Annotated in this window: 13 protein-coding genes; 7 read left to right on the top strand and 6 right to left on the bottom strand. The window is 70.7% G+C overall.

What is annotated here, in order from left to right:
* Positions 1-54 precede the first annotated feature (54 nt).
* Positions 55-939: an alpha/beta hydrolase family protein gene (locus WME90_RS09765; protein ID WP_437280810.1), complete on the top strand. Its 885-nt coding sequence runs from the start codon at positions 55-57 to the stop codon at positions 937-939.
* Positions 940-978: 39 nt separating this feature from the next.
* On the opposite strand, the gene WME90_RS09760 is transcribed toward WME90_RS09765, so the two are convergent.
* Complete coding sequence (locus WME90_RS09760; protein ID WP_437280809.1) at positions 979-2301, bottom strand: PQQ-dependent sugar dehydrogenase; 1323 nt, start codon at positions 2299-2301, stop codon at positions 979-981.
* Positions 2302-2400: 99 nt separating this feature from the next.
* On the opposite strand from WME90_RS09760, the gene WME90_RS09755 reads away from it, so the two are divergent.
* Both WME90_RS09755 and WME90_RS09750 read left to right on the top strand, forming a co-directional pair.
* Positions 2401-3648: a hypothetical protein gene (locus WME90_RS09755; RefSeq protein ID WP_437280808.1), complete on the top strand. Its 1248-nt coding sequence runs from the start codon at positions 2401-2403 to the stop codon at positions 3646-3648.
* Between the two features lie 297 nt (positions 3649-3945).
* Positions 3946-5259: an inositol-3-phosphate synthase gene (locus WME90_RS09750; RefSeq protein ID WP_437280807.1), complete on the top strand. Its 1314-nt coding sequence runs from the start codon at positions 3946-3948 to the stop codon at positions 5257-5259.
* A gap of 109 nt (positions 5260-5368) precedes the next feature.
* Here WME90_RS09750 and WME90_RS09745 read toward each other — a convergent pair whose 3' ends face one another.
* Together WME90_RS09745 and WME90_RS09740 are read right to left on the bottom strand one after the other, a co-directional pair.
* Complete coding sequence (locus WME90_RS09745) at positions 5369-6145, bottom strand: calcium-binding protein (protein ID WP_437280806.1); 777 nt, start codon at positions 6143-6145, stop codon at positions 5369-5371.
* A gap of 223 nt (positions 6146-6368) precedes the next feature.
* Positions 6369-7370, bottom strand: coding sequence for a diacylglycerol/lipid kinase family protein (locus WME90_RS09740; protein ID WP_437280805.1), 1002 nt, complete (start codon positions 7368-7370; stop codon positions 6369-6371).
* Positions 7371-7950: 580 nt separating this feature from the next.
* On the opposite strand from WME90_RS09740, the gene WME90_RS09735 reads away from it, so the two are divergent.
* On the top strand, positions 7951-8634 hold the full coding sequence (locus WME90_RS09735) for a hypothetical protein (RefSeq protein WP_437280804.1): 684 nt from the start codon (positions 7951-7953) through the stop codon (positions 8632-8634).
* A 175-nt stretch (positions 8635-8809) separates the two neighbouring features.
* Here WME90_RS09735 and WME90_RS09730 read toward each other — a convergent pair whose 3' ends face one another.
* Positions 8810-10324: an ATP-binding protein gene (locus WME90_RS09730; protein WP_437280803.1), complete on the bottom strand. Its 1515-nt coding sequence runs from the start codon at positions 10322-10324 to the stop codon at positions 8810-8812.
* A gap of 99 nt (positions 10325-10423) precedes the next feature.
* On the opposite strand from WME90_RS09730, the gene obgE reads away from it, so the two are divergent.
* Together obgE and WME90_RS09720 are read left to right on the top strand one after the other, a co-directional pair.
* Entirely contained in the window at positions 10424-11455 is a 1032-nt protein-coding gene (gene obgE, locus WME90_RS09725) for a GTPase ObgE (RefSeq protein WP_437280802.1), read from the top strand.
* Positions 11456-11830: 375 nt separating this feature from the next.
* Positions 11831-13528 (top strand): MYXO-CTERM sorting domain-containing protein, encoded by a 1698-nt coding sequence (locus tag WME90_RS09720; protein WP_437280801.1) that lies wholly within the window; start codon positions 11831-11833, stop codon positions 13526-13528.
* A 57-nt stretch (positions 13529-13585) separates the two neighbouring features.
* Here the strand turns inward: WME90_RS09720 and WME90_RS09715 are convergent, their stop codons facing one another.
* The gene (locus WME90_RS09715) at positions 13586-15640 is read right to left on the bottom strand and encodes a CotH kinase family protein (RefSeq protein ID WP_437280800.1); all 2055 of its coding nucleotides are present in this window, start codon (positions 15638-15640) and stop codon (positions 13586-13588) included.
* A gap of 243 nt (positions 15641-15883) precedes the next feature.
* Entirely contained in the window at positions 15884-16765 is an 882-nt protein-coding gene (locus WME90_RS09710) for an NAD-dependent epimerase/dehydratase family protein (RefSeq protein WP_437280799.1), read from the bottom strand.
* Positions 16766-16899: 134 nt separating this feature from the next.
* Between WME90_RS09710 and WME90_RS09705 the strand changes: the two genes are divergently transcribed.
* Complete coding sequence (locus WME90_RS09705; RefSeq protein WP_437280798.1) at positions 16900-19509, top strand: SUMF1/EgtB/PvdO family nonheme iron enzyme; 2610 nt, start codon at positions 16900-16902, stop codon at positions 19507-19509.
* The last annotated feature ends 2 nt before the right edge of the window (positions 19510-19511 follow it).

Below are 19511 nucleotides of genomic sequence, written 5' to 3'. Positions count from 1 at the left end.
ACAGGCATCACCCGTGGCGTTCCCTTCCCCCCTACCCCGTCCGGAGAGGCGAGCATGAATCGATTCGTGGGCTGCCGCAGCCTGAGCGCGCGAGACGCGATGAAGGACCTCTCGTTCCCGGTCCTCGTGATGTACCCGACGCACATGCCTGCCGAGGTCGTCTCGATGGGACCTTATTCGCTCGAGGTCGCCTGGAACGCGCCCGTGCACGGCGGCCCTTTCCCGTTCGTGCTCCTCTCTCACGGCGGCGGTGGGACGCCCCTCGCGTATCGAACGCTCGCGACCCACCTCGTGCAGAGCGGATACGTCGTCGCGATGCCCGAGCACCCCGGGGACAACCGAAACGATCGATCCCTGACCGAGGCGGTCGAGAACCTCGAACGTCGACCCCGGCACGCCCGGCTGGCCGTGGATGCCGTCTGCGCCGATGCGGAGCTCGGGCCTCGCCTGCAGCGCGACGGCATCGCCGTCATCGGGCACTCGATGGGGGGCTACACCGCGCTCGCCCTGGGTGGCGGGCAGCCCTGGACGGGGCCGGGGCAGCGGGTCGAGGTCACGAGGGACCCGCGCGTCAAGGCGCTGGTCTTGATGGCCCCCGCGGCGTGCTGGTTCGTCCCCAACGACGCCTTGAAGGACGTCAGTGCGCCCATCCTCCTGCTCGTGGCGGAGCACGACCGCATCGCGCCGAGATGGCAGGGGCAGCTCGTCCTCGACCTCGTCCCCGATCCGGGCCGGGTCACGTTCAAGGTCGTCGAGAACGCGAACCACTTCTCGTTCCTGAGCCCGTTTCCTCCCGAGATGCGGCGCCCGGACTTCTTGCCCGCGATCGATCCCGCCGGGTTCGATCGCGAGGCGTTCCACTGTCAGCTCCAGCGCGACGTGCGCGAGTTTCTCGACGCGGCGCTGCGGCAGAGCCCCTCATCGACAGCCCGTCTCTGAGAAGGAACCAGGCCGTACGCCGACGGCCGTGGATCGACCTCACCCCGGATCGATCCGGTACACGCGCCCGGTGTTGAACATCACCACATAGATCTCTCCGGCCGCGTCCTCACCGAACGACGACGGGAGCCCATTCGGGTTCAACGCCGAGGTCAGCTCGACGCGATCGGCCGCGGCCTTGCCGTCCCACACGAAGGAGAAGAAGCGGCCCGTCACGTAATCGCCGTAGAGATAGCGGCCGCGCAGGCACGGGATCTTCGGCCCACGATAGACATAGCCGCCGACGATGGAGCCCGCCTCGCTCCGCGGGTGCTCGACCGTGGGCGGGAGGCCGCGCGGCTTGCACGTCGCGCCCGGGGGGTAGCAATGGGCGCCCTCCATCGCTTCCCAGCCGTAATCGTTCCCGCCCTGGCCAGGGCGCTCCACAAGGATCTCCTCCCAGCTCTTCTGGCCGACGTCGCCGATGTAGAGGTCCCCGGTGAGCCGGTCGAAGCTGAACCGCCACGGGTTCCGGAGCCCGTAGTCCCAGATCATCGGATCACCGCTCGTCAGGTTGCCCGCCGGCGCCTTGCCCGGCCGATCGACGTCGATGCGGAGGATCTTGCCGAGCTTCGAGGTGAGATCGGCCGCGGGGCTCGGCGATCGCGCGGAGTCGCCGATCGCGGCGTAGAGATAGCCATCCTTGCCGAAAGCGAGCATCCCGCCGACGTGGTTCCAGGCGCCGTGCTTCACGTCGACGAGGGACCTGACCGGCTCGGCATGGGCGGAGTCGCCCCCCTGCGCACCGCGCTTCCACTCCTCGATCACCACGTTGCCACGCGGGGCCGACGAATAGTGGAGCCAGAAGCGCCCGTTTTTCGCGTAGTCCGGGTGGAAAGCGAGCCCGAGCAAGCCGCCTTCCGCGTTCGGCGACGGGAAGAACACGCGCGATCGCACGTCGAGGAACGGCGCCTGCTGGAGGGCGCCGTCCTTGATGAGCCGGACGACCCCCGTCTTTTCGAGCACGAGGAGGCGCGATGGATCGCCGGGCGGCCCGGCGACGTACGTGGGCTGGTCGAGCCCGCTCGCGACCAGCGTGAGCTTCAGCGGCGGGACGCCCCCGCACTTCGCCGGACGAGCGAGCTCCGCGGCGTTCGCGGGCGCCCCCTGCGCCGCGGGGACGCCTTGCGTCGCGAGCGCCCCCTGCGCCACGGGGACGCCTTGCGTCGCGGGCGCCCCCTGCGCGGCCGCCGTGTCTTGCGCGGCGAGCGCCGCGCCGGGCGCCCCCGTGCCCCCGTGAGCCGCCTGGACGGGGTTCCCCGCCGCGGCCTGGCCGGGAGGCCCGCCCTCGCGAGGCTCTTCGGGCGGCCCCGCGACCTGCACGCGCCTGTCGCAGGCGGCTACACTGCCTGCCAGCAGGAGGCACCAGGCGGTCCGATGGCACGCTCTCGTCACATCAGCAGCGCGCCCCATGACGCGCCGGTGGCTCGGTCTCTCGGGCAAGCGGGCACCTCCGTCTCCACCTTCATCACGAGAGGCCGCGCGTGGCAAGGCGTGGCCGCGTCGCTGCTGCTGGCCGGCTGCGGGGGCTGCGGCGCGCAGGAGACGCCCCGGCCCGAGCCGCTCTCCACCCGACCGGACGGGAGCGGCCCGGCGGCCGCGGCCACCACGCGCGCAGCCGGCACAGGCGATCTCCCCGGCCAAGGAGCGGCCCGAGCGCCCGGAGGCCTGCCGCTTTGCAAGGACGTCGACACCGATCCTCACGATCTGCGCTGCACCGGGCTATACAGCGACCCCGGCGCGCGCACCATCGCGGCGGGTGTCCGCGAGTTCAAGCCGGCCTTCGAGCTCTGGAGCGACGGCGCCGAGAAGACGCGTTGGATCTACCTCCCTCTGGGCTCGACCATCGATGTCTCCCGGATGAACGACTGGAGCTTCCCCGTCGGCACGAAGCTGTGGAAAGAGTTCCGGTTGCCCGTCGCCGGTGAGAGCCGCCGTATCGAGACGAGGTTCCTGTGGAAGACCGCGGAGGATCGCTGGACGCGCGCCACCTACGCCTGGTCGGAGGACGGAGCGAGCGCCACGCAGGTGAAGGCCGGCGTACCCCACGTCCCCGGCGCGCCCGCGTATGCCATCCCGGCTCAGGTCGACTGCATCCGTTGCCACGCGGGCAAGATCGACAACCCGCTCGGCTTCGAGGCCATCCAGCTCGCAGCGCGGGGCGCCAGCGGCCTGACATACGCCGAGCTCGTCGAGCGCGGCCTGCTCTCGACGACCTCCGGCGGCCCGCTCCCCGACGCGGCGGCGCTCGAGGTGCCCGGGAACGAGACGGAGCGGCGCGCCCTCGGCCTGCTGCACGTCAACTGCGGCGTCTCGTGCCACCACCCGCGCGGCGTCGCGACGCACTTCGAGATGCGGCTCGACATCGACGCTGCCGGCCGGGTGGGCGACGTGCGCGGCACGCGCGCCTACCAGACGGCGATCAATCAGCCCGCGAAGCTCCGCCCGCCCGGCGCGCCGCCGGGCGCTCACTACTTCCGGCTGAGGCCCACCGATCCGGATCACAGCGCCGTGCTCCACGCCATGTCCAGGCGCGACGCGCCCGGCGCGCCGCCCGAGCAGATGCCGCCGCTCGCGACCCGACGCGTCGACGAGGAGGCCGTCGCCGCGGTCCGCGCCTGGATCGAGGCGATGACGCCCGCCGCCGGCTACCCACCGCCCGCACCGTGATCGCCCGCCTGGGCTGCCCGGCGCGCCGGGAACACGCCATCTCGTGGCGGCACCTACCGCCGCCGTCCGAGGCGCTGGGCGGAAGGACACGCCGGAAACCCGTGAAGGGACCGCGCGGGAAACGCCATCGCGCGCGCGCCGGCCCGTGGTGATCGGGGCCATCGAGCTTCATGCTCCCGGCGGGTCGCAGCGCCGCGCGGCCTCGACCGACGTCGCGCTCGCCGGGCCCACGGCGCCGGCAGATCCCCGCCTCGCCCGACGAGCGCCCACGACCACGACCGGGGGGGAACACGTCACGTGAAGCAGCCGAAAGAGATCAAGACCGCGGAGGGCAAGCTCGGGGTCCTGCTGCCTGGGCTGGGCGCCGTCTCCACGACGACCATCGCGGGCGCGCTGCTCGCGCGGCGCGGGCTCGCTGCGCCGATCGGGTCGCTCACGCAGATGGGCACGATCAGGCTCGGAAAGCGCACCGACGGCCGCGCGCCCAGGATCAAGGATTTCCTGCCGCTCGCGGCGCTCGATCAGCTCGTGTTCGGCGCGTGGGACATCTTCCCCGACAACGCCTACGAGTCGGCGCGGCACGCGGACGTGCTCGAGCGCCGCCACCTCGACATCGTCCGCGAGGAGCTCGAGCGGATCCGCCCGATGCCCGCGGTGTTCTACCCGCAGTACGTGCGGCGGCTCCAGGGCAACCACGTGAAGAAGGGCGCGAGCAAGGCCGCGATGGTCGAGCAGGTCCGGGAGGATATCCGCGACTTCCTCCGTGAGACGGGCGCTGCGCGCGCCGTCGCCGTCTGGTGCGGATCGACCGAGGTCTATATCGCGCCCGCGGACGTCCACTCCTCTATCGCGCGCTTCGAGGCGGGCCTCGCCGAGGACCACCCGGCGATCTCGAGCTCCCAGATCTACGCGTGGGCCTGCCTGAAGGAGCGCGTCCCGTTCGCGAACGGCGCCCCGAACCTGACGGTCGATTTCCCGGCCGCGTGGGAGCTCGCGAAGAAGCAGGAGGTCCCCATCGCCGGCAAGGACTTCAAGACAGGCCAGACCCTGATGAAGACGGTGATCGCCCCGGGGCTCAAGGCGAGAATGCTCGGGGTCGCAGGGTGGTTCTCGACGAACATCCTCGGCAACCGCGACGGCGAGGTGCTCGACGACCCGGACTCCTTCCGATCGAAGGAGGTCTCGAAGCTGGGAGTCCTCGAGCACATCCTCCAGCCGCACGTCTATGGCGAGCTCTACGGCAAGCTCTTCCACAAGGTGCGGATCGAGTATTACCCCCCTCGAGGCGACGCCAAGGAGGGGTGGGACAACATCGATCTCGTCGGCTGGCTCGGCTACCCGATGCAGGTGAAGATCAACTTCCTCTGCCGCGACTCGATCCTCGCCGCGCCCCTCGTGCTCGACCTGGCGCTCCTCCTCGATCTCGCGCAGCGCGCCGGGCTGCGCGGCACGCAGGAGTGGCTGAGCTTCTACTTCAAGAGCCCGATGACCGCGCCGGCCCTGTACCCGGAGCACGACCTCTTCATCCAGTCGATGAAGCTCAAGAACACGATGCGCTGGCTCATGGGCGAGGACCTCATCACCCACCTGGGCGACGAGTACTACGACTGATCGCCCGGCAGCTCCGCGCCGGCGGCGACGCTCACGGCCTCGCCGCCGTGGGACCTGGCCCCCGGAATGAAGCGCTCGAGCTGCCGGGCGCCCCGCCCTCGCGGCGGCGTCACTGCCAGCGCAGGTGAACGTCGACGACCGCGCCCGTCCGCGTCGAGGCGCCCTCCGAGAACGTGAACGAGGCGCGCTCGATCTCGCAGTTGCCGCGCCCGTCGCAGCGCCGATCGCGCCCGTACGAGAGCTCGATCGCGACGAGCCCGCGCGACGCGAGCGGCTCGAGCTCGCCCGCGCTCGACGCGCGGTTCGCGTCGCGGTCGCTCCAGAGCACGAGCCGCGACCACGCCTCGTCCCGCGCCGTGATCCGGCCGTCTCCGTCTGTGTCGAGCTCGCGGAGCGCGGTGAACCCGTTGTCCGCGCGGGCGCCGCTCGAGAGCACCGTCGCCGAGCCGAACAGCTCCTCGCCGCCGTCGATCGCCCCGTTGCCGTCCCGGTCGAGCGCGAGCCACGGCGTCGCCGCGGTCGGCCAGTCGGTGGCGATCGTGGCCCCGAGCCCGCTCAGATCGAACGCGCCGTTCATCGAGGTCACGTACTCGATCGGCCGCTGCTCGAACGAGAGCACGAGCGGCGTGCTGGCCGCGCTGCCGCCCTCCTGGCACCCGGTCCAGGTCGCCTCCCCCTCGACGTCCTCGCAGAGCTCGAAGCCGCCGATCCCGTTGAGGGTGCAGCTCCGGGACTCGCCGATCTCACACGCCGCCTCGGCCTCCTCGCCTTCGAGCGCGCCCTCGTCGGTCCCCTCACCGCGTTCCCCCTCGGTCGTCACCTCCGTGACACATCCAGTGCCGATCGACACCGCGCCGAGGAGGAGCGCGAGCGAGGCAATTCCCACAGACCCGGAACGAAGAATGGTCGGATTGATGTTCATGGCACAGAGCCAGAGCAAGTGATGCGCCAGCTCTTCGCCGCCTGCACATCCCACGAAATCCCGGCGGTCAGGGCAGCGGGAGGTATCCGAAGCGCCCTATTGTGCCATCATGCGCCAGAGACAAGACGCGAGTCGAACCAATCTGGCCCAACCCGTGTCGCCTCGCGCCCAGCTGGACCGGTGAGCCTTACCCGCGCGGCGGCGCGTAGAAATCCACGATCCGGATCGGCTCGGTCAGGCGCACGCGCACCCGCGATCGCTCCCCGCGGACATCGCCGCCGATCTGGAAGCTCGTCACCGGGTCCATCTCGATCGTGACCTCATCCACGAAGTAATCGAACACCGTCTCGAGGTCGTCGAACTCGCCGCTCCAGATGCTCGAGAAGTTCCGCACGAACGTGAACGGCGAGACCACCGACACGCGCAGCTGCATCCGGTCCTGGCGATCATCCGCATAGGGGAACATCCGGAAGCCGAAGCCGTAATAGGGGATCGTCGACAGCGCCGCGATCTTCGCCGGCCCCTCGTAGATGACGCCGCCCTTCTTGATGGGCGCCCCGAGCATCGCCCCCTTCTCGCCGACGCGTATCGCGTCGTTGCCCTCGTTGATGATGCGGCAGTGCGGCGTGCGCCGCACGAGGTAGCTCGGGATCGTCCGCGTCGTCGCGGCGACGGCGTACGCCACCGGCCCCGGCGCGAGCCGCTTCAGCGGGCCGCGCGCGAGCGCCGACTTCACCGCGTTGTAGTCGCGGAGCATCACCGCATCGATCCCGAAGCCGCAGAACGGCGACAGGATGTCCTCGGCCTCCACCAGCCGGAGGTTCCGGCTCCCGGCCTCGGCGCGCAGCCGCTGGAGGTCGACCGCGAGCCCAGGCTTCGCGCCCGCGCCCCCGGACGCGCCGAGCACCCACGCCAGCGAGTTGCCCGTCCCCAGGCGCAGCAGCCCGAACCGCGGCAGCGGCAGCCCGCGCCGCTTCGCCTCGTTCACCACCGCCGTCACCACCACCGTGAACGTCCCGTCGCCGCCGCCCGTGAGGATCGTGCCGTAACCCCGGTCGACGAGGATCCGCGCGATGCCCTCGCTCTCCTCCACCCGCCGCGAGACGAACAGATCCCCCGTGTCAAGGATTTGATCGAGCGTCTCGATCACCTCCGCCGTCACGCTCTTGGCGTTACCGTTCACCACCACGGCAATCCGGCTGCTCGCGGCGCCTCGCGGCATGTCGCTCACACGACGCGGCGCATCAGCGACCGCGGCCGGGGGGACGTCATCGGTGGGGCCGCGACCGGCAGGCGGAGAGCTCATACACCGCGATCTACCACGACCCACCCCTGCGCTTGGAGCGCGGGATGACGCGAGATGACCGACCGGCCGACGGCCGGCGCGCGAGAGGCGCCGTGGGCGCGACGTCCGCGGGGCTGCGGCGCCGAGCCCGCCGGCAGCGGCTGTGGGTCGATGTGGCCGACATGACGCTGGCCGACATGACGCGGCCGCTGCTCGCCCGGCGACCCGCTTTCGGGAGGTCCGATAGCGTGCGATGTTCGCTGCTTTTGGCTCCAGGGCCGATCTTGGGTCATGCTGCCCTTCGGGAAAGCGAGGAGCCTCCCCGAAACTTAGTGGACGGGGTGGTCGATTTTTTGGTAAGGCGACGACTTGTCGAGCCAATTGGGCTTGACAGCCGTGCGGGTCTTTACTGCCCGCGCGCGGGCGGCGCGCGCTTGTGGCGAAGGGCCGCGACGATCTCGTACCCAGCGGGGGACGCAGCGACATGCCGAAGATCACAAAGCAGGGCAGCTCCGAGAAGGCGACGGGTATGAAGAAGAAGGCCTCTTCGAGCGCCAAGGGGGGCGCAGAAGCGCAGCTTGCGAAACCCGTGAATCCGGTAATCAAGGAAGACTCGAAATCGGCGTCGAGCGCGTCGAAGCGTAAGCTCGGGCTCCGTGGCGCTGCGCCCTGGGCCGCGCGGCACGCCGCGAAGCACGCCGCCGAGGCGCGGGCCCGGGCCGCCGAGCCGGCGCCTCCTGGCAGCGCGCGGGCGACCATTCGCGTTCCGAGCGGCGCCGAGGAGATCAAGGCGAAGATCGCCGAGCTCCACAACCAGACCCAGAAGATCCGCACGCTCCGCAAGCGGCTCGACAAGGGCTTCTTCGATATCGGGGTGGTGCTCGCCGAGATCCAGCAGCAGGAGCTGTATCAGGCGAAGGGGTACGGCTCGTTCGAGGCGTTCCTCGAGCGCGAGATCGACCTCGGCAAGCAGACGTCGCTGCGCCTCATCAAGGTCGCCCACGTCTTCCAGCGCGAGGTGGCCCTCGACTACGGCATGGACCGGCTGTTCGTCGCGCTCGCCGCCCTCGAGGGCGAGGTGCCCAAGCCGGCCCCCTCCGCGATCCCCTCCGCCCCGGGCTCGAAGCCCCCTCTCCCGTTGAAGCCCCCGATGCGTATCGTCGGCTAGAGCGGCGGTCACCCGCTGCGGATACGGGCCCACCTCGACGTTTTCGGTGCTCGGCGTACGTGAGTACGCCTGCGCGCCGAAAACGCCGATCTGGGCCCGTCTCCTGTGCGGGTGAACGCCGCTCGGCGACGCGCGTTCCGGGCGACGAGAGCGCTCGGCGACGCGCGTCGCCCCGTCAGCTTCCCGCCCCGCGAGGCGGGGACGAAGCGGCCGGGCGCTCTACGGGCTCGGGGACGAAGCGGGGGAACCTCACACGGACCGTCGTGCCGTCGGCGGCGTGCGCGTCGACATCCACACGGCCCGCGTGCTGGTCGACGATCTTCCGGACGATCGCGAGCCCGAGGCCCGTGCCCGCCGCCTTCGTGGTGAAGAACGGATCGAAGATCTCGGCGAGGATCGTCGGCGCAATCCCCGGCCCGGTGTCCCCGATCGACAGCCACACCTCGTGCGCGTCGCCCGACGCGCACGCCCGCAAGACCCCGCCGTCGGGCATCACGTCCAGCGCGTTGACGACGAGGTTCAGGACCACCTGCTTCAGCTTCTCCACGTCGCCCAGCGCGAAGCAGTCGTCCGCGAGGTCGCGGACGACCTCGACGCGGTGGCTCGCGAACGCCTCCTCCTCGAGGTCGAGCACGTCGCGCACCACGCGGGCCAGGTCGACAGGCTCCCGGTGGGGCGCGCGCGGACGCGCGAGCTCGAGGAACTCGCCGAGGAGCCGGCCCAGGCGGGCGATCTCCGCCTCGACGATGCCGACGCGCCGCTTCATGGGCTCCCGGATCGCCTCGTCCGAGAGGCGGTCGATGCCGCGGCTGAGCAAGTGGAGCTCCAGGACGGCGGCGTTCAGCGGGTTCCTGATCTCGTGGGCGAGCCCGAGGGCGAGCGGGGCCATCGCGTTCAGGGCCTCGGCGTCGGCGGCCCGCCGCTCGAGGGCGCGCCGCTCGGTCACGTCGATGCCGATGCCGTAGACGAGATCGGTCCGGCCCCCGCGCCCGCCGCCGCGCACGCCGGAGAGGTGCCATCGCACGCGGCGGATCGCGCCCACCGCGTCCCGGAGGCCGACCTCGACCTCGGCGGCGGCGTCGCCCTCGACCACGCTCAGGAACGACTGGTTGAACCGGCGCTGATCGGGCTCGTCGACGAGCGCCTCGCAGAACGCCATGCCGAGCGCGGCGTCGCCCGTCACGCCGGTCAGCGCGGAGAGGCGCGGGTTGAAGAGGGCGACGCTGCCGCCCGCGTTCAGGCCGAGGATGAGCACGTCGGCCGCGTCGACGATCGCCCGGTACCGCCGCTCGAGCTCCTCCCGCTCCCGCTTCAGCGAGATCTTCTCGATCGCCTGGGCCACCGTGGAGATGAGCTCCTCCGGGCGGAACGACTTGAGGATGAAGGCGAAGGCGCCGGCGCGGAGCGCGGCCATCGCGGCGTCGACGGTCGCGAAGCCGGTCACGAGGACGATCTCGCCGTGGGGAGCGGCGGCGCGGAGCGGGGCGATGAGCTCGAGGCCGCTCGCGTCCGGGAGCTTGACGTCGACGACCGCGACGTCGAACCCGTCGCGGCGGGCGGCCGCGAGCCCCTGCTTGCCGTTGGGCGCGAGGGCGACCTCCACGTCGAGCTCGCGCGCCCCCTCGAGGACCTCGCGGAGGTTTCCGGCGAGGCTCGTGTTGTCGTCCACGATCAGGATTCGAGCGGGCACCTGGGATCTCCTGGGCGAGCGGTCCGGCGGGCGGCCCGAGGCGCGGGGCGTCCTTCCGCTTTGGGGTCTTTCCTAAATTGTATGCTATGAGCCGCCGTCATGCGGTTCGTCGATCGATGCCGTCTCAAGGTGATCGCCGGGGATGGCGGCAATGGAGCGATCGCATTTCGTCGCGAGAAGTACATCCCGTTCGGCGGCCCCGCGGGCGGCGACGGCGGCCGCGGCGGGGACGTCGTCTTCGTCGGCGACGAAGGGCTGTCCACGCTACTCGACTTCACCTACGCGCGCACGCTCGAGGCCGACCGGGGCGAGCACGGGATGGGGAGCGACTGCCACGGGCGCGCCGGCGCCGATCGGGTCGAGAAGCTCCCCGTGGGGACGCAGATCTTCGACGCGGAGAGCGGTGAGCTGGTCGCCGACGTGACCGAGCACGGCCAGCGGGTCATCGTCGCCCACGGCGGCAAGGGGGGCCGCGGCAACCTGCACTTCAAGTCGCCGCACGACAGGGCGCCGCGGCGCGCCGAGCCGGGCGAGCCGGGCGAGGCCCGCGAGCTCCGCCTCGAGCTGAAGGTGCTCGCCGACATCGGCTTGCTCGGCTTCCCCAACGCCGGCAAGAGCACCTTTGTCGCGGCCGTCTCGGCGGCCCGGCCCAAGATCGGCGACTACCCGTTCACGACGCTCACCCCGATCCTGGGGATGGTCGAGATCGGCGGCGGCGTTCGGTCGGGCGGCTCGAGCTTCGTCATCGCGGACATCCCGGGGCTGATCCCGGGCGCGAGCGAGGGGGTCGGGCTCGGCATCCAGTTCCTGAGGCACGTGGAGCGGACGCGGGCGCTCCTCCACCTCGTGACGCTCGACCCCGGGGAGGGCCGCGAGCCGCTCGCCGACTACCGGGCGCTCCGCAAGGAGCTCAAGAAGTTCAGCCCGGAGATCGCGGAGCGCCCCGAGATCGTCGCCCTGACGAAGGCCGATCTGACCGAGGTGCGCGAGGCCTACCCGAAGCTCAAGGCGCGCTTCGCGAAGGCGAAGGTGAAGCTCCACCTCGTCAGCGCCGCGACGGGCGAGGGCGTGCCGGAGCTCGTCCGCGAGCTGGCGGCGCACGCGCGCAAGCGCGAAGAACCCGAAGGCTGAGCGCCTCGGCCCGGACGGCGCGCGCCGACGGCGCGGCGTGAGCGCCGCCGCCGTCGGCGCAACGTGACACGGCAGAGCCTGCCGGCTCGCTGCGTTGACAGACGCCTGGCCCACGGAACGCGGAAGGCGAAGAGCCGGCGCCGCGCGAGCGCTCGTCGTCACGCGTCATCCCCCGTCATCATCCATCTCCCAGCGCACGGAAAAGCGGGATCACCCGTCTTCGCGCGCACAGACACAGGGTGTTCTCACGTGGGCCGGTCATCCACATCGGTGTTGTTTGGTTCGAGCGGGCGCGCGCGCGACCTGGACAGACGAGCGAAGTTCGCGTCCACTTTGCGATCCGGACTCACTTGTCCTCTCGGAAGGAGAAGCCCTATGCGCTGGTCGACCTTCAGCAAACCGTCTGCTCTCTCGTGGCATGTGGCCCTCCTCGCAACGCTCGGCGCGAGCGGGGCGGCGCGGGCCGAGGTGGCACAGCCGAACGGCACCGTCATCCCCGTGGTCACGGACCGACTGAGCGGCCTGCTGAACGGCTCGGCGAAGAACGACAGCCTCGACGAGATGATCGACGTCGTGGCCGACGCCGCGGTGGAGCCCCAGGTGTTCTCGCCGCTCTGCGAGTTCAGCGGCAAGTACATCGACAAGGGAGGCGGCGCCAACTTCGCGGTCGGCTGGTACAACGTCGACGATGGCCGCGACAGCGGCGACCCGCCGCGGTACGTCCCTGTCGACACCACCACCAACCTCAGCACACCGGCGCCGGAGAGCGATATCCAGATCCTCTTTCCGTTCTCGGGCTCTCTTCCGCCCATCGAGAAGCGCGAGCTGACGGCCGTCTCGATCCGGGAGAACCCCGCCTACGCGGGCGGCCTCATCGGCTTCGTGCTGATCCCCAACCCGAACGGCACCGGCAACGGGAACGCCACGCAGTACCATTACACCGAGCACCGGTTCAACGTGGAGTGTACGGAGTGCAAGGATCCGGGGCCCTGGTACTCGGATCTCATCTACAGGTCGAACCAGCTCGCCAACACGTTCTACCTGGGGTTCGAGGATCTCGACTTCCAGAACGCCGACGGCGCCGCGGGCGTCAACGGCAACGACCTCGATTACGAAGACTTCCTGTTCCGCTTCTCCGGCATCACGTGCCCTTCGGCCGGCCAGCCGTGCGAGGTCAAAGAGAACGTGGGCGCGTGCCGCCTGGGCGTCTCCGACTGCGACGCGCAGGGACAGGCGATCTGCACGCCGATCATCGAGCCTGGCAGCCAGGCCGAGCAGTGCGACGGCGTCGACAACGACTGCGACGACATCGTCGATGAGGACGCGCCCTGTCCGGAGAACCAGGTGTGCAGCCGCGGCCGCTGCGTGGACCGCTGCGGCTCGGCCGAGTTCCCGTGCGAGTCCGGGCTCGTGTGCGTGGAGGGCCTGTGCGTCGAGCAGAGCTGCGTCGACGTGATGTGCGACGTCGGCGAGGTGTGCCATGACGGCGTGTGCCGCGCCCCGTGTCACGGCGTTGTGTGCCCGCACGGCCAGACCTGCCGCGGCGATCGCTGCCTGGATCCGTGCGACGGCGTGACGTGCGGCGCCGGCGAGGTGTGCGAGAGCGGCGTCTGCGTGGTCCAGTGCGGCTGCCGTGGCTGTCCGTCGGACGAGCGCTGCGTCGCGGAGACCGGGCGGTGCGTCGAGGCCGCGTGCGCCGACGTCGCGTGCGGCGCCGGCACCACGTGCCGCGGCGGGACGTGCGTCGACCTCTGTGACGGCGTCGTTTGCCCCGCGGGCGAGCGGTGCGTGGCCGGCATGTGCGCCGAGGAGCCGCCGCCTCCTGCCACCACCACGGCGGCGGGTCCGACGCTCGACGTGGCCGCCTCGGCCGGCTCGGGCGACGCCGCGTCGGGCTCGGGTGGGGCTCCCTCGACCGGCGCGGGCGGAGACGCGAGCGGCAGCGGGGAGTCGTCGGGCTGCAGCTGCAGCCTCGGCGGCGACGCGCCCTCTGCCGGCGGCGTCGCCGCCTTGCTCCTCGCCGTGAGCCTCGGGCTCCGCCGCCGGAGAGGAGCCCGCCGGCTCGTGCCGTGAGAGGTGGAGGCCCGGCGCGCTCGGCTCCGGGCCTCCGTATCCGTCGTTATCAGCCGTTCAAGGTGACTCGGACGTCGGGCCGAAGAACTCGACGTCGTCGATCTCGATGGTGCCCGAGTCGACCTTGTCCTTGCCGAGGAAGCCGCTCGCGCGGACGCCGTTCATCTCCGCGCTGAACGAGAGGCCGACGATCGACCGGAGCACGTCGTTCACGTCGTCGCCCGGGTCGCGCCCCTGATCGATGGCCCAGCCGGGGAGCGCCATGTCGGCGAACCTGAGCTCGATGAGCGTCGGCTCCGCGGTGAGCCGCACGTCCCAGCCGTGGCGGACGCCCGAGAGGCCTTCGCTCTGCGCCGGGCTCTCGACGTCGAAGCGCATCCCGCGCGCCCCCTCCGCCCGCGCCCAGAAGCGGACCCCCTCGAGCGCCGTCACGTCGACCGTGCCCTCGGCGAGCGGCACCCCGAAGTACACGTATTGCCCCCAGGGAGACGCCTCATCGCGGAAGTCGAAGCGGAGGAGCATGCTCTGCGCGCCGTTCAGCGGATCTTCCTGCGTCAGGCCCTGCACGGCGCTCGACGCGTTGTTTGTGGAGAGCACCGTCCCGACGTACAGCCCGAGCGTGTCCGCAGCCTCGAAATCGTTGATCCCCGTCGCGGTGAACGAGAAGGGCGCGAGGGGCGTATCGCTGGCGAAGCGCCCCAGGCGCTCTCGCAGGATCGGCAGCTCGTTCCTGAGGCGCTCGACCGCCGGCTCCCACCCGGCGAGCCCGGGCCCGAGCGGATCCTCCTCGACGGCGGCGCGGATCAGCGCCGCGTACTTGTCGACCTGCTCCTCGAGCCGCCCCTCGCTGAACGGGCCCTCATAGAGCGCCTGCAGCGCTGCCTTGTAGCCCGCTGCGTCCTGGTTCAGCGCGGAGAACACGACGTCGCAGCCCGGCGGGCGCACGTGCTCGGAGCCCATGAACACCGGGACCAAGGCGCTGCAGTCCTCCGGCGTCCCGGTCCAGCGCGGCACGTGGCCGAAATAGGTGCTGGGGCCGAGGGTCTGATCCATGTCCCACGGGATGAGGCGGAACTTGCCCGAGGAGGGCTCGTCGTAGAAGTAGAAGTTGTGGTTGGCGGCGACGCCCGCCTCGTTGGCGTAATAGGTCGTGACGCCGTCCCAGTTCACGATCGCCTCGTCGACGGCCATGTAGCGCTGCAGCTGCTCGACGTCCGTCCACTCCGACAGCGCGGTGAGGCGCCCCGCGCCCTCGGCGGACGCGAGGGCGGTCGAGAACGCGATGAAGCGCTCGTGCGTCGCCACGTCTTCATTCGTCTCGATCCGCTCCGCGTAGTAGCCGGCGTCGTCCGCGAGCGGCCACGCTTCCTTGTAGAGATCGCCGTCCGGCCCCTCGGGAAAGTGGTGTTCCAGGAAGCGGCCGTCCACGTCCTCGACCATCGAGAAGAGCCCCTGAGACTCGCCGTTGACGTTCAGCGTGGCCCACGCGCTCCGCGGGGCGGCAACGCCCATCTCCCGGAACAGACCGTAGGCGATCCGCTCGTGGAGCCTCGTCGGGTCCCAGATCATGGAGTGGAAGTTCAGGCGCTTCTGTGCGTAGAAGCGCTGACCGTCGACGACCTCGTCGAACTTCACCTTCATGCTCAGCTTCGGGCAGGTGAGGTTTCCCTCCCCGTCGAAGCACATGTCCAGGGTGCCGTAACCGCCCTTGAAGCGCAGGCCCACCACGCCCAGGCTCTTGCCCTTGAAACAGGCCTCGGCCTCGACGTACTGCTCGTCGCGGGCGTTCTTCTTGAGCTCTGCCCAGCGCTCTTCCGGAAGGTAGAAGTCGAAGCGCGGGACCTCCTCCGCGGCGTACAGCTCGTCCGCGTCGCGGTCGGCCAGCGCGGGGTCCGACGGCTCGCACCGCGGCGTCGGGGGCTGTCCGCCGCTCCCGCCGTCGCCGGAGCCGCCCTCTCCTCCTGCGCCTCCGCCTCCTGCGCCTCCGCCTCCGGCGCCAGCCCCGCCCGAGCCTCCCGGCCCGGCAGAGCTGCTTGCGCCTTCGTCATCACCGCAGCCCGCGCCCACCGCGGCGGCCGCAAGCACAAGCACCATCCAATACCCAAGCTTCATCCAATACTCCTTCACCGGCCCCGGGGGTCGTCGTGTCCCTCGATCCGGTCGACGCCCGACTTTCGCACACGCGATGGTATCCGGAGCTCGCGGTTCGAGTCCGGAGCACATTCCCAGCGAGACCCGCATTCACGCCTCGATCGCTGCTGCGCCGCGGCACTGCCGCGCTGCGAGACCGCTACAGCTACTTCAACGCCGGAAGCACCATCTCCTTCGGCCCCTGCCGCGGCGGGCGCGCGCCGATCACCCGCGGTGCCGCGGGGCGCGCTCGCTCGCGGCGGGGGCCGGCGCCGCGGACTCGTCGGCCAGGCACGCCTCGAACCCCTCTCGGTAGCTCGGGTAGAGCAGCGCCATGCCGAGGGTGCGCTTGATCTTCGCGTTGTCCACGGCGCGATCGTGGCGGAGCGTCTCGTGCAGCTCCTCCCGCGGCGCGCCGGCCGGCAGCGCGAGGCCGAGGCGCGCGCAGAGCCAGCGGACGACCTCGATCTGCGGCACGGGCGCGTCGTCCGCCACCAGGAAGGCCTCACCGGGGGCGGCGCGCTCGAGGGCCGCGAGCGCGAGGCGCGCGAGGTCCTCGACGTGGATGCGCGAGACGACGTTCCTGCCCTGCTGATCGCCCTCGCCGGTCATGCGGAAGTCGCCGCGCAAGAGCCGCTGGTGCAGGCCGCGGCCCGGGCCGTAGATGCCCGCGGCGCGCAGCACCACGGCGCCGCGCGCGCGGTACACGTCCTCGGCCGCGAGGCGCGCCGCCGCGCGGGGGCCGTCGGCCGACGTGGGCGTCGACTCGTCGATGCGCCCCGTCGCGCCGCCGTACACGGCGGTCGACGAGACGTACGCGATCGCGCGCGCGCGGCCGAGGGAAGGTGCGATCGCGGCGTCGGTCGCGCCGTCGGGCGGGAAGGCGACGATCACGTCCGCGCCGTCCTTCACGAGCCGATCGACGGCCTCGGCGGTGAGCGCCGGGAGGACGCTCACCTCGATGCCAGCGTGCGCGAGCTCCGCGGCGCGCTCGGGCGAGCGCGTCGTCGCGATGACGCGGCCGCCGGACGCCCTCCGCAGGGTGGCGACCACCGCGCCGGTGAAGCCGCAGCCGAGGATGACGAGCGGGGGAGAGGTGTTGAGCATGGGTCCGGGCAGCCCTTTACCAGCGAGAGAGAGCGGGCGCCTCACCGCTGCGCGAGGGAGCTGCCGCCGCGCTGTCGAGGGCCGGCGCCGCCTCTGGTTCTGTTAGCCTGATCGGCGCGGAGCGGGCGGCCGAGATGCGAGCGAGCTCGCCGCTCCAGCGACGCCCTCTGCGCATGGCCGTCAACGTCTTCATTTCCTATGCTCCTGCGGATCGGCCGCACCTCGAAGCGCTCGAGGCGCACCTCGCCACGCTCAAGCGGCAGGGCCTGGTGAGCACGTGGCACCGCGGCCGGCTCGGCGCTGGCGCGGTGCTCGACGCGTCGATCGCGGCGGAGCTCGCTGCTGCCGACGTGGTGCTGCTGCTGGTGAGCAACGCGTTCCTCGCCTCGGACAGCTGCTACGAGCGGGAGCTTGGCAGCGCGCTGGAGCGGCACCGCCGCGGGGAAGTGCGCGTCGTGCCAGTTCTGGTGCGCGCCTGCGACCTGGAGGGCACCGTCCTCGCGGAGCTCCAGGCCCTGCCGCGGGACGGTGTGGCGGTGACGAGCTGGGCCAACCCGGATGAAGCGTGGAGGGATGTCGTCGAGGGCATCCGCGCGGCCCTCGACGAAGCAGCCGCGAGCGCGCGGCCGGAGGCGGCGCCCCCCGGGGCAGCGCCGGCGAGCGCCTTCGCCGCGACTCGCCGTGAGGCCGAGGAGGGTCGCCGCGCGATCGACAGGCAGATCGCCGCGGCGCGGAAGCGGCGGGAGAGGCTGACGGCCGCCGGCGCGAGCACCGCGGAGGTGGACCAAGAAATCGTCGACCTCCGGCGCAAGCGCCGGGAAGGCGGCCAGCTCCACGTAGGCGAGGAGCTCAACGACGGCCGGTACCTGCTGCTGGAGCGGATCGGCCGCGGGGGGTTCGCAACCGTGTGGCGCGCGCTCGACGCGGGGCGAGGTTATCGACCGGTGGCGATCAAGGTGCTGCACCCGAACCTCGCTGGCGACGAGAGCCGACGGGAACGGTTCTTCCGGGGGGCGCGCGCGATGGCGGAGCTCGATCACCCCGGCGTGGTGCGCATCCTGGAACCGAAGGGCGAAGACAGCGGCTGGCACTACTTCGTGATGGAGCTCGTCCACGGCGAGGACGTGCACAGCGCGGTCGTCGGAAAGCGGCTGCCGCTAGAGCGGGTGATTCCGATGCTCCTCGGCGCTGGAGAGGCGATCTCGTTCGCGCACGCGCGCGGGCTGGTGCACCGGGACGTGAAGCCGGCGAACATCCTGCTCGACGGGGAGGGGCTGCCGCGGATCACGGATTTCGACCTGGTGTGGCGGCGCGACACGACGGGGGGCACGAGGAGCGGCGCGCTGGGGACCTTCCTCTATGCGGCGCCGGAGCTCATGCACCGCCCGCAGGACGCAGATGCGCGCGCGGACGTGTACGGGCTCGGCATGACGGCGGTGTTCTGCCTGCACGGGGCGGAGCTGCCACCGATCATGATGAGGTATCCGGGGCGCGTGCTCGAGCAGCTTCCGTGCGGCGAAGCGGTGCGGGAGGTGCTGGAGCGAGCGATCGAGTTCGAGGCTTCGGAGCGGTTCCCCGACGTTCAGGCCTTCTGCGACGCGCTCCGGAGTGCGACGGTGAGCGAAGGGAGTGTGCTGCAGAAGTTCCTAGAAGGCGCTCGGGCACAGAGCGAAATCCTCCACGCGGTTCGGCGCGATCTGGAGAATGGCGGCCTGATTAAACGCGCCATAGAGCAGGCCATCCTGGAACCACGAGCGATGCGCGTCCAAGGTCCGTTGATAATCACTGAATGGACCGTGACGGAGGTCACCCATGTCGCACAGCAGCCCGAGCAGACGGTCGTCGTCGGAAGCTGGATGTTGATATGGCCAAAGCACCCGGTTTCCGGAGCGTTCCATGAGCGCTTCGAAGAGCGTGGAACATTCCGCTGCGTAGCTGTCAAAATTCTCGACCGGTTTCATCCTCAACAAATATCGTACCAAAGCGACTTCTTCGAGGCGCTCTTGCCATGGGTGAACATCCCCGGAGGCGACTTCTTGATGGGCAGCCCGAACGAAGATCCGGAAGCTTACGAGAAGGAGCGACCTCGGCATCACGCCAAGGTCGCGTCGTTTTCGCTCGCAGCCACGCCCGTGACCGAGTGGCAGTATGCGGTGGTGCTAGGCAGCGCTGCCCGAGGGATGAGTGCGAGCAGCCCGGTCACCAACGTCACGTGGGTAGACGCGATAGAGTTCTGCAATGCGCTATCCAGGCTGGCGGGGAGAAAGCCGTGCTACACGACAACTCCCGACAGCACTGTTTGGGCGCAGGACGCAGATGGATTTCGGCTACCACAGGAAACAGAGTGGGAATATGCGTGCCGCGCCGGGACAACAACTCATTATTTCTCCGGCGACGAAGACTGGAATTTACCGGCTTTTGCTTGGTACGCAGAGAACAGCGCGGGCCGAGTGGCCTTGGTCGGCCAGAAAAGGCCCAACCCGTGGAATCTGTACGATATGCACGGAAACGTTTGGGAGTGGACCTGGGACGAATGTCGATGGCTTGATACGACAACGTCCCCGGACGCGCCGCGGGATGGAGCGGATCAACATGCGGGGAAAGGAGCGCGGACAGCGCGCGGCGGCTCGTTCATCGATGGGCCCAAGTGGCTGCGCGCAGCCAGTCGGATCGGCTACAGGCCAACGTACCAGAACGAGAATCTCGGCTTCCGCTGCGCGGGCCCCGCCCGCCGAAAAGGCTGATC

This window comes from Sorangium sp. So ce375 (assembly GCF_051473855.1).
Classification (GTDB): domain Bacteria; phylum Myxococcota_A; class Polyangia; order Polyangiales; family Polyangiaceae; genus Sorangium.
This window is presented reverse-complemented; position numbering and strand designations above follow the sequence as displayed.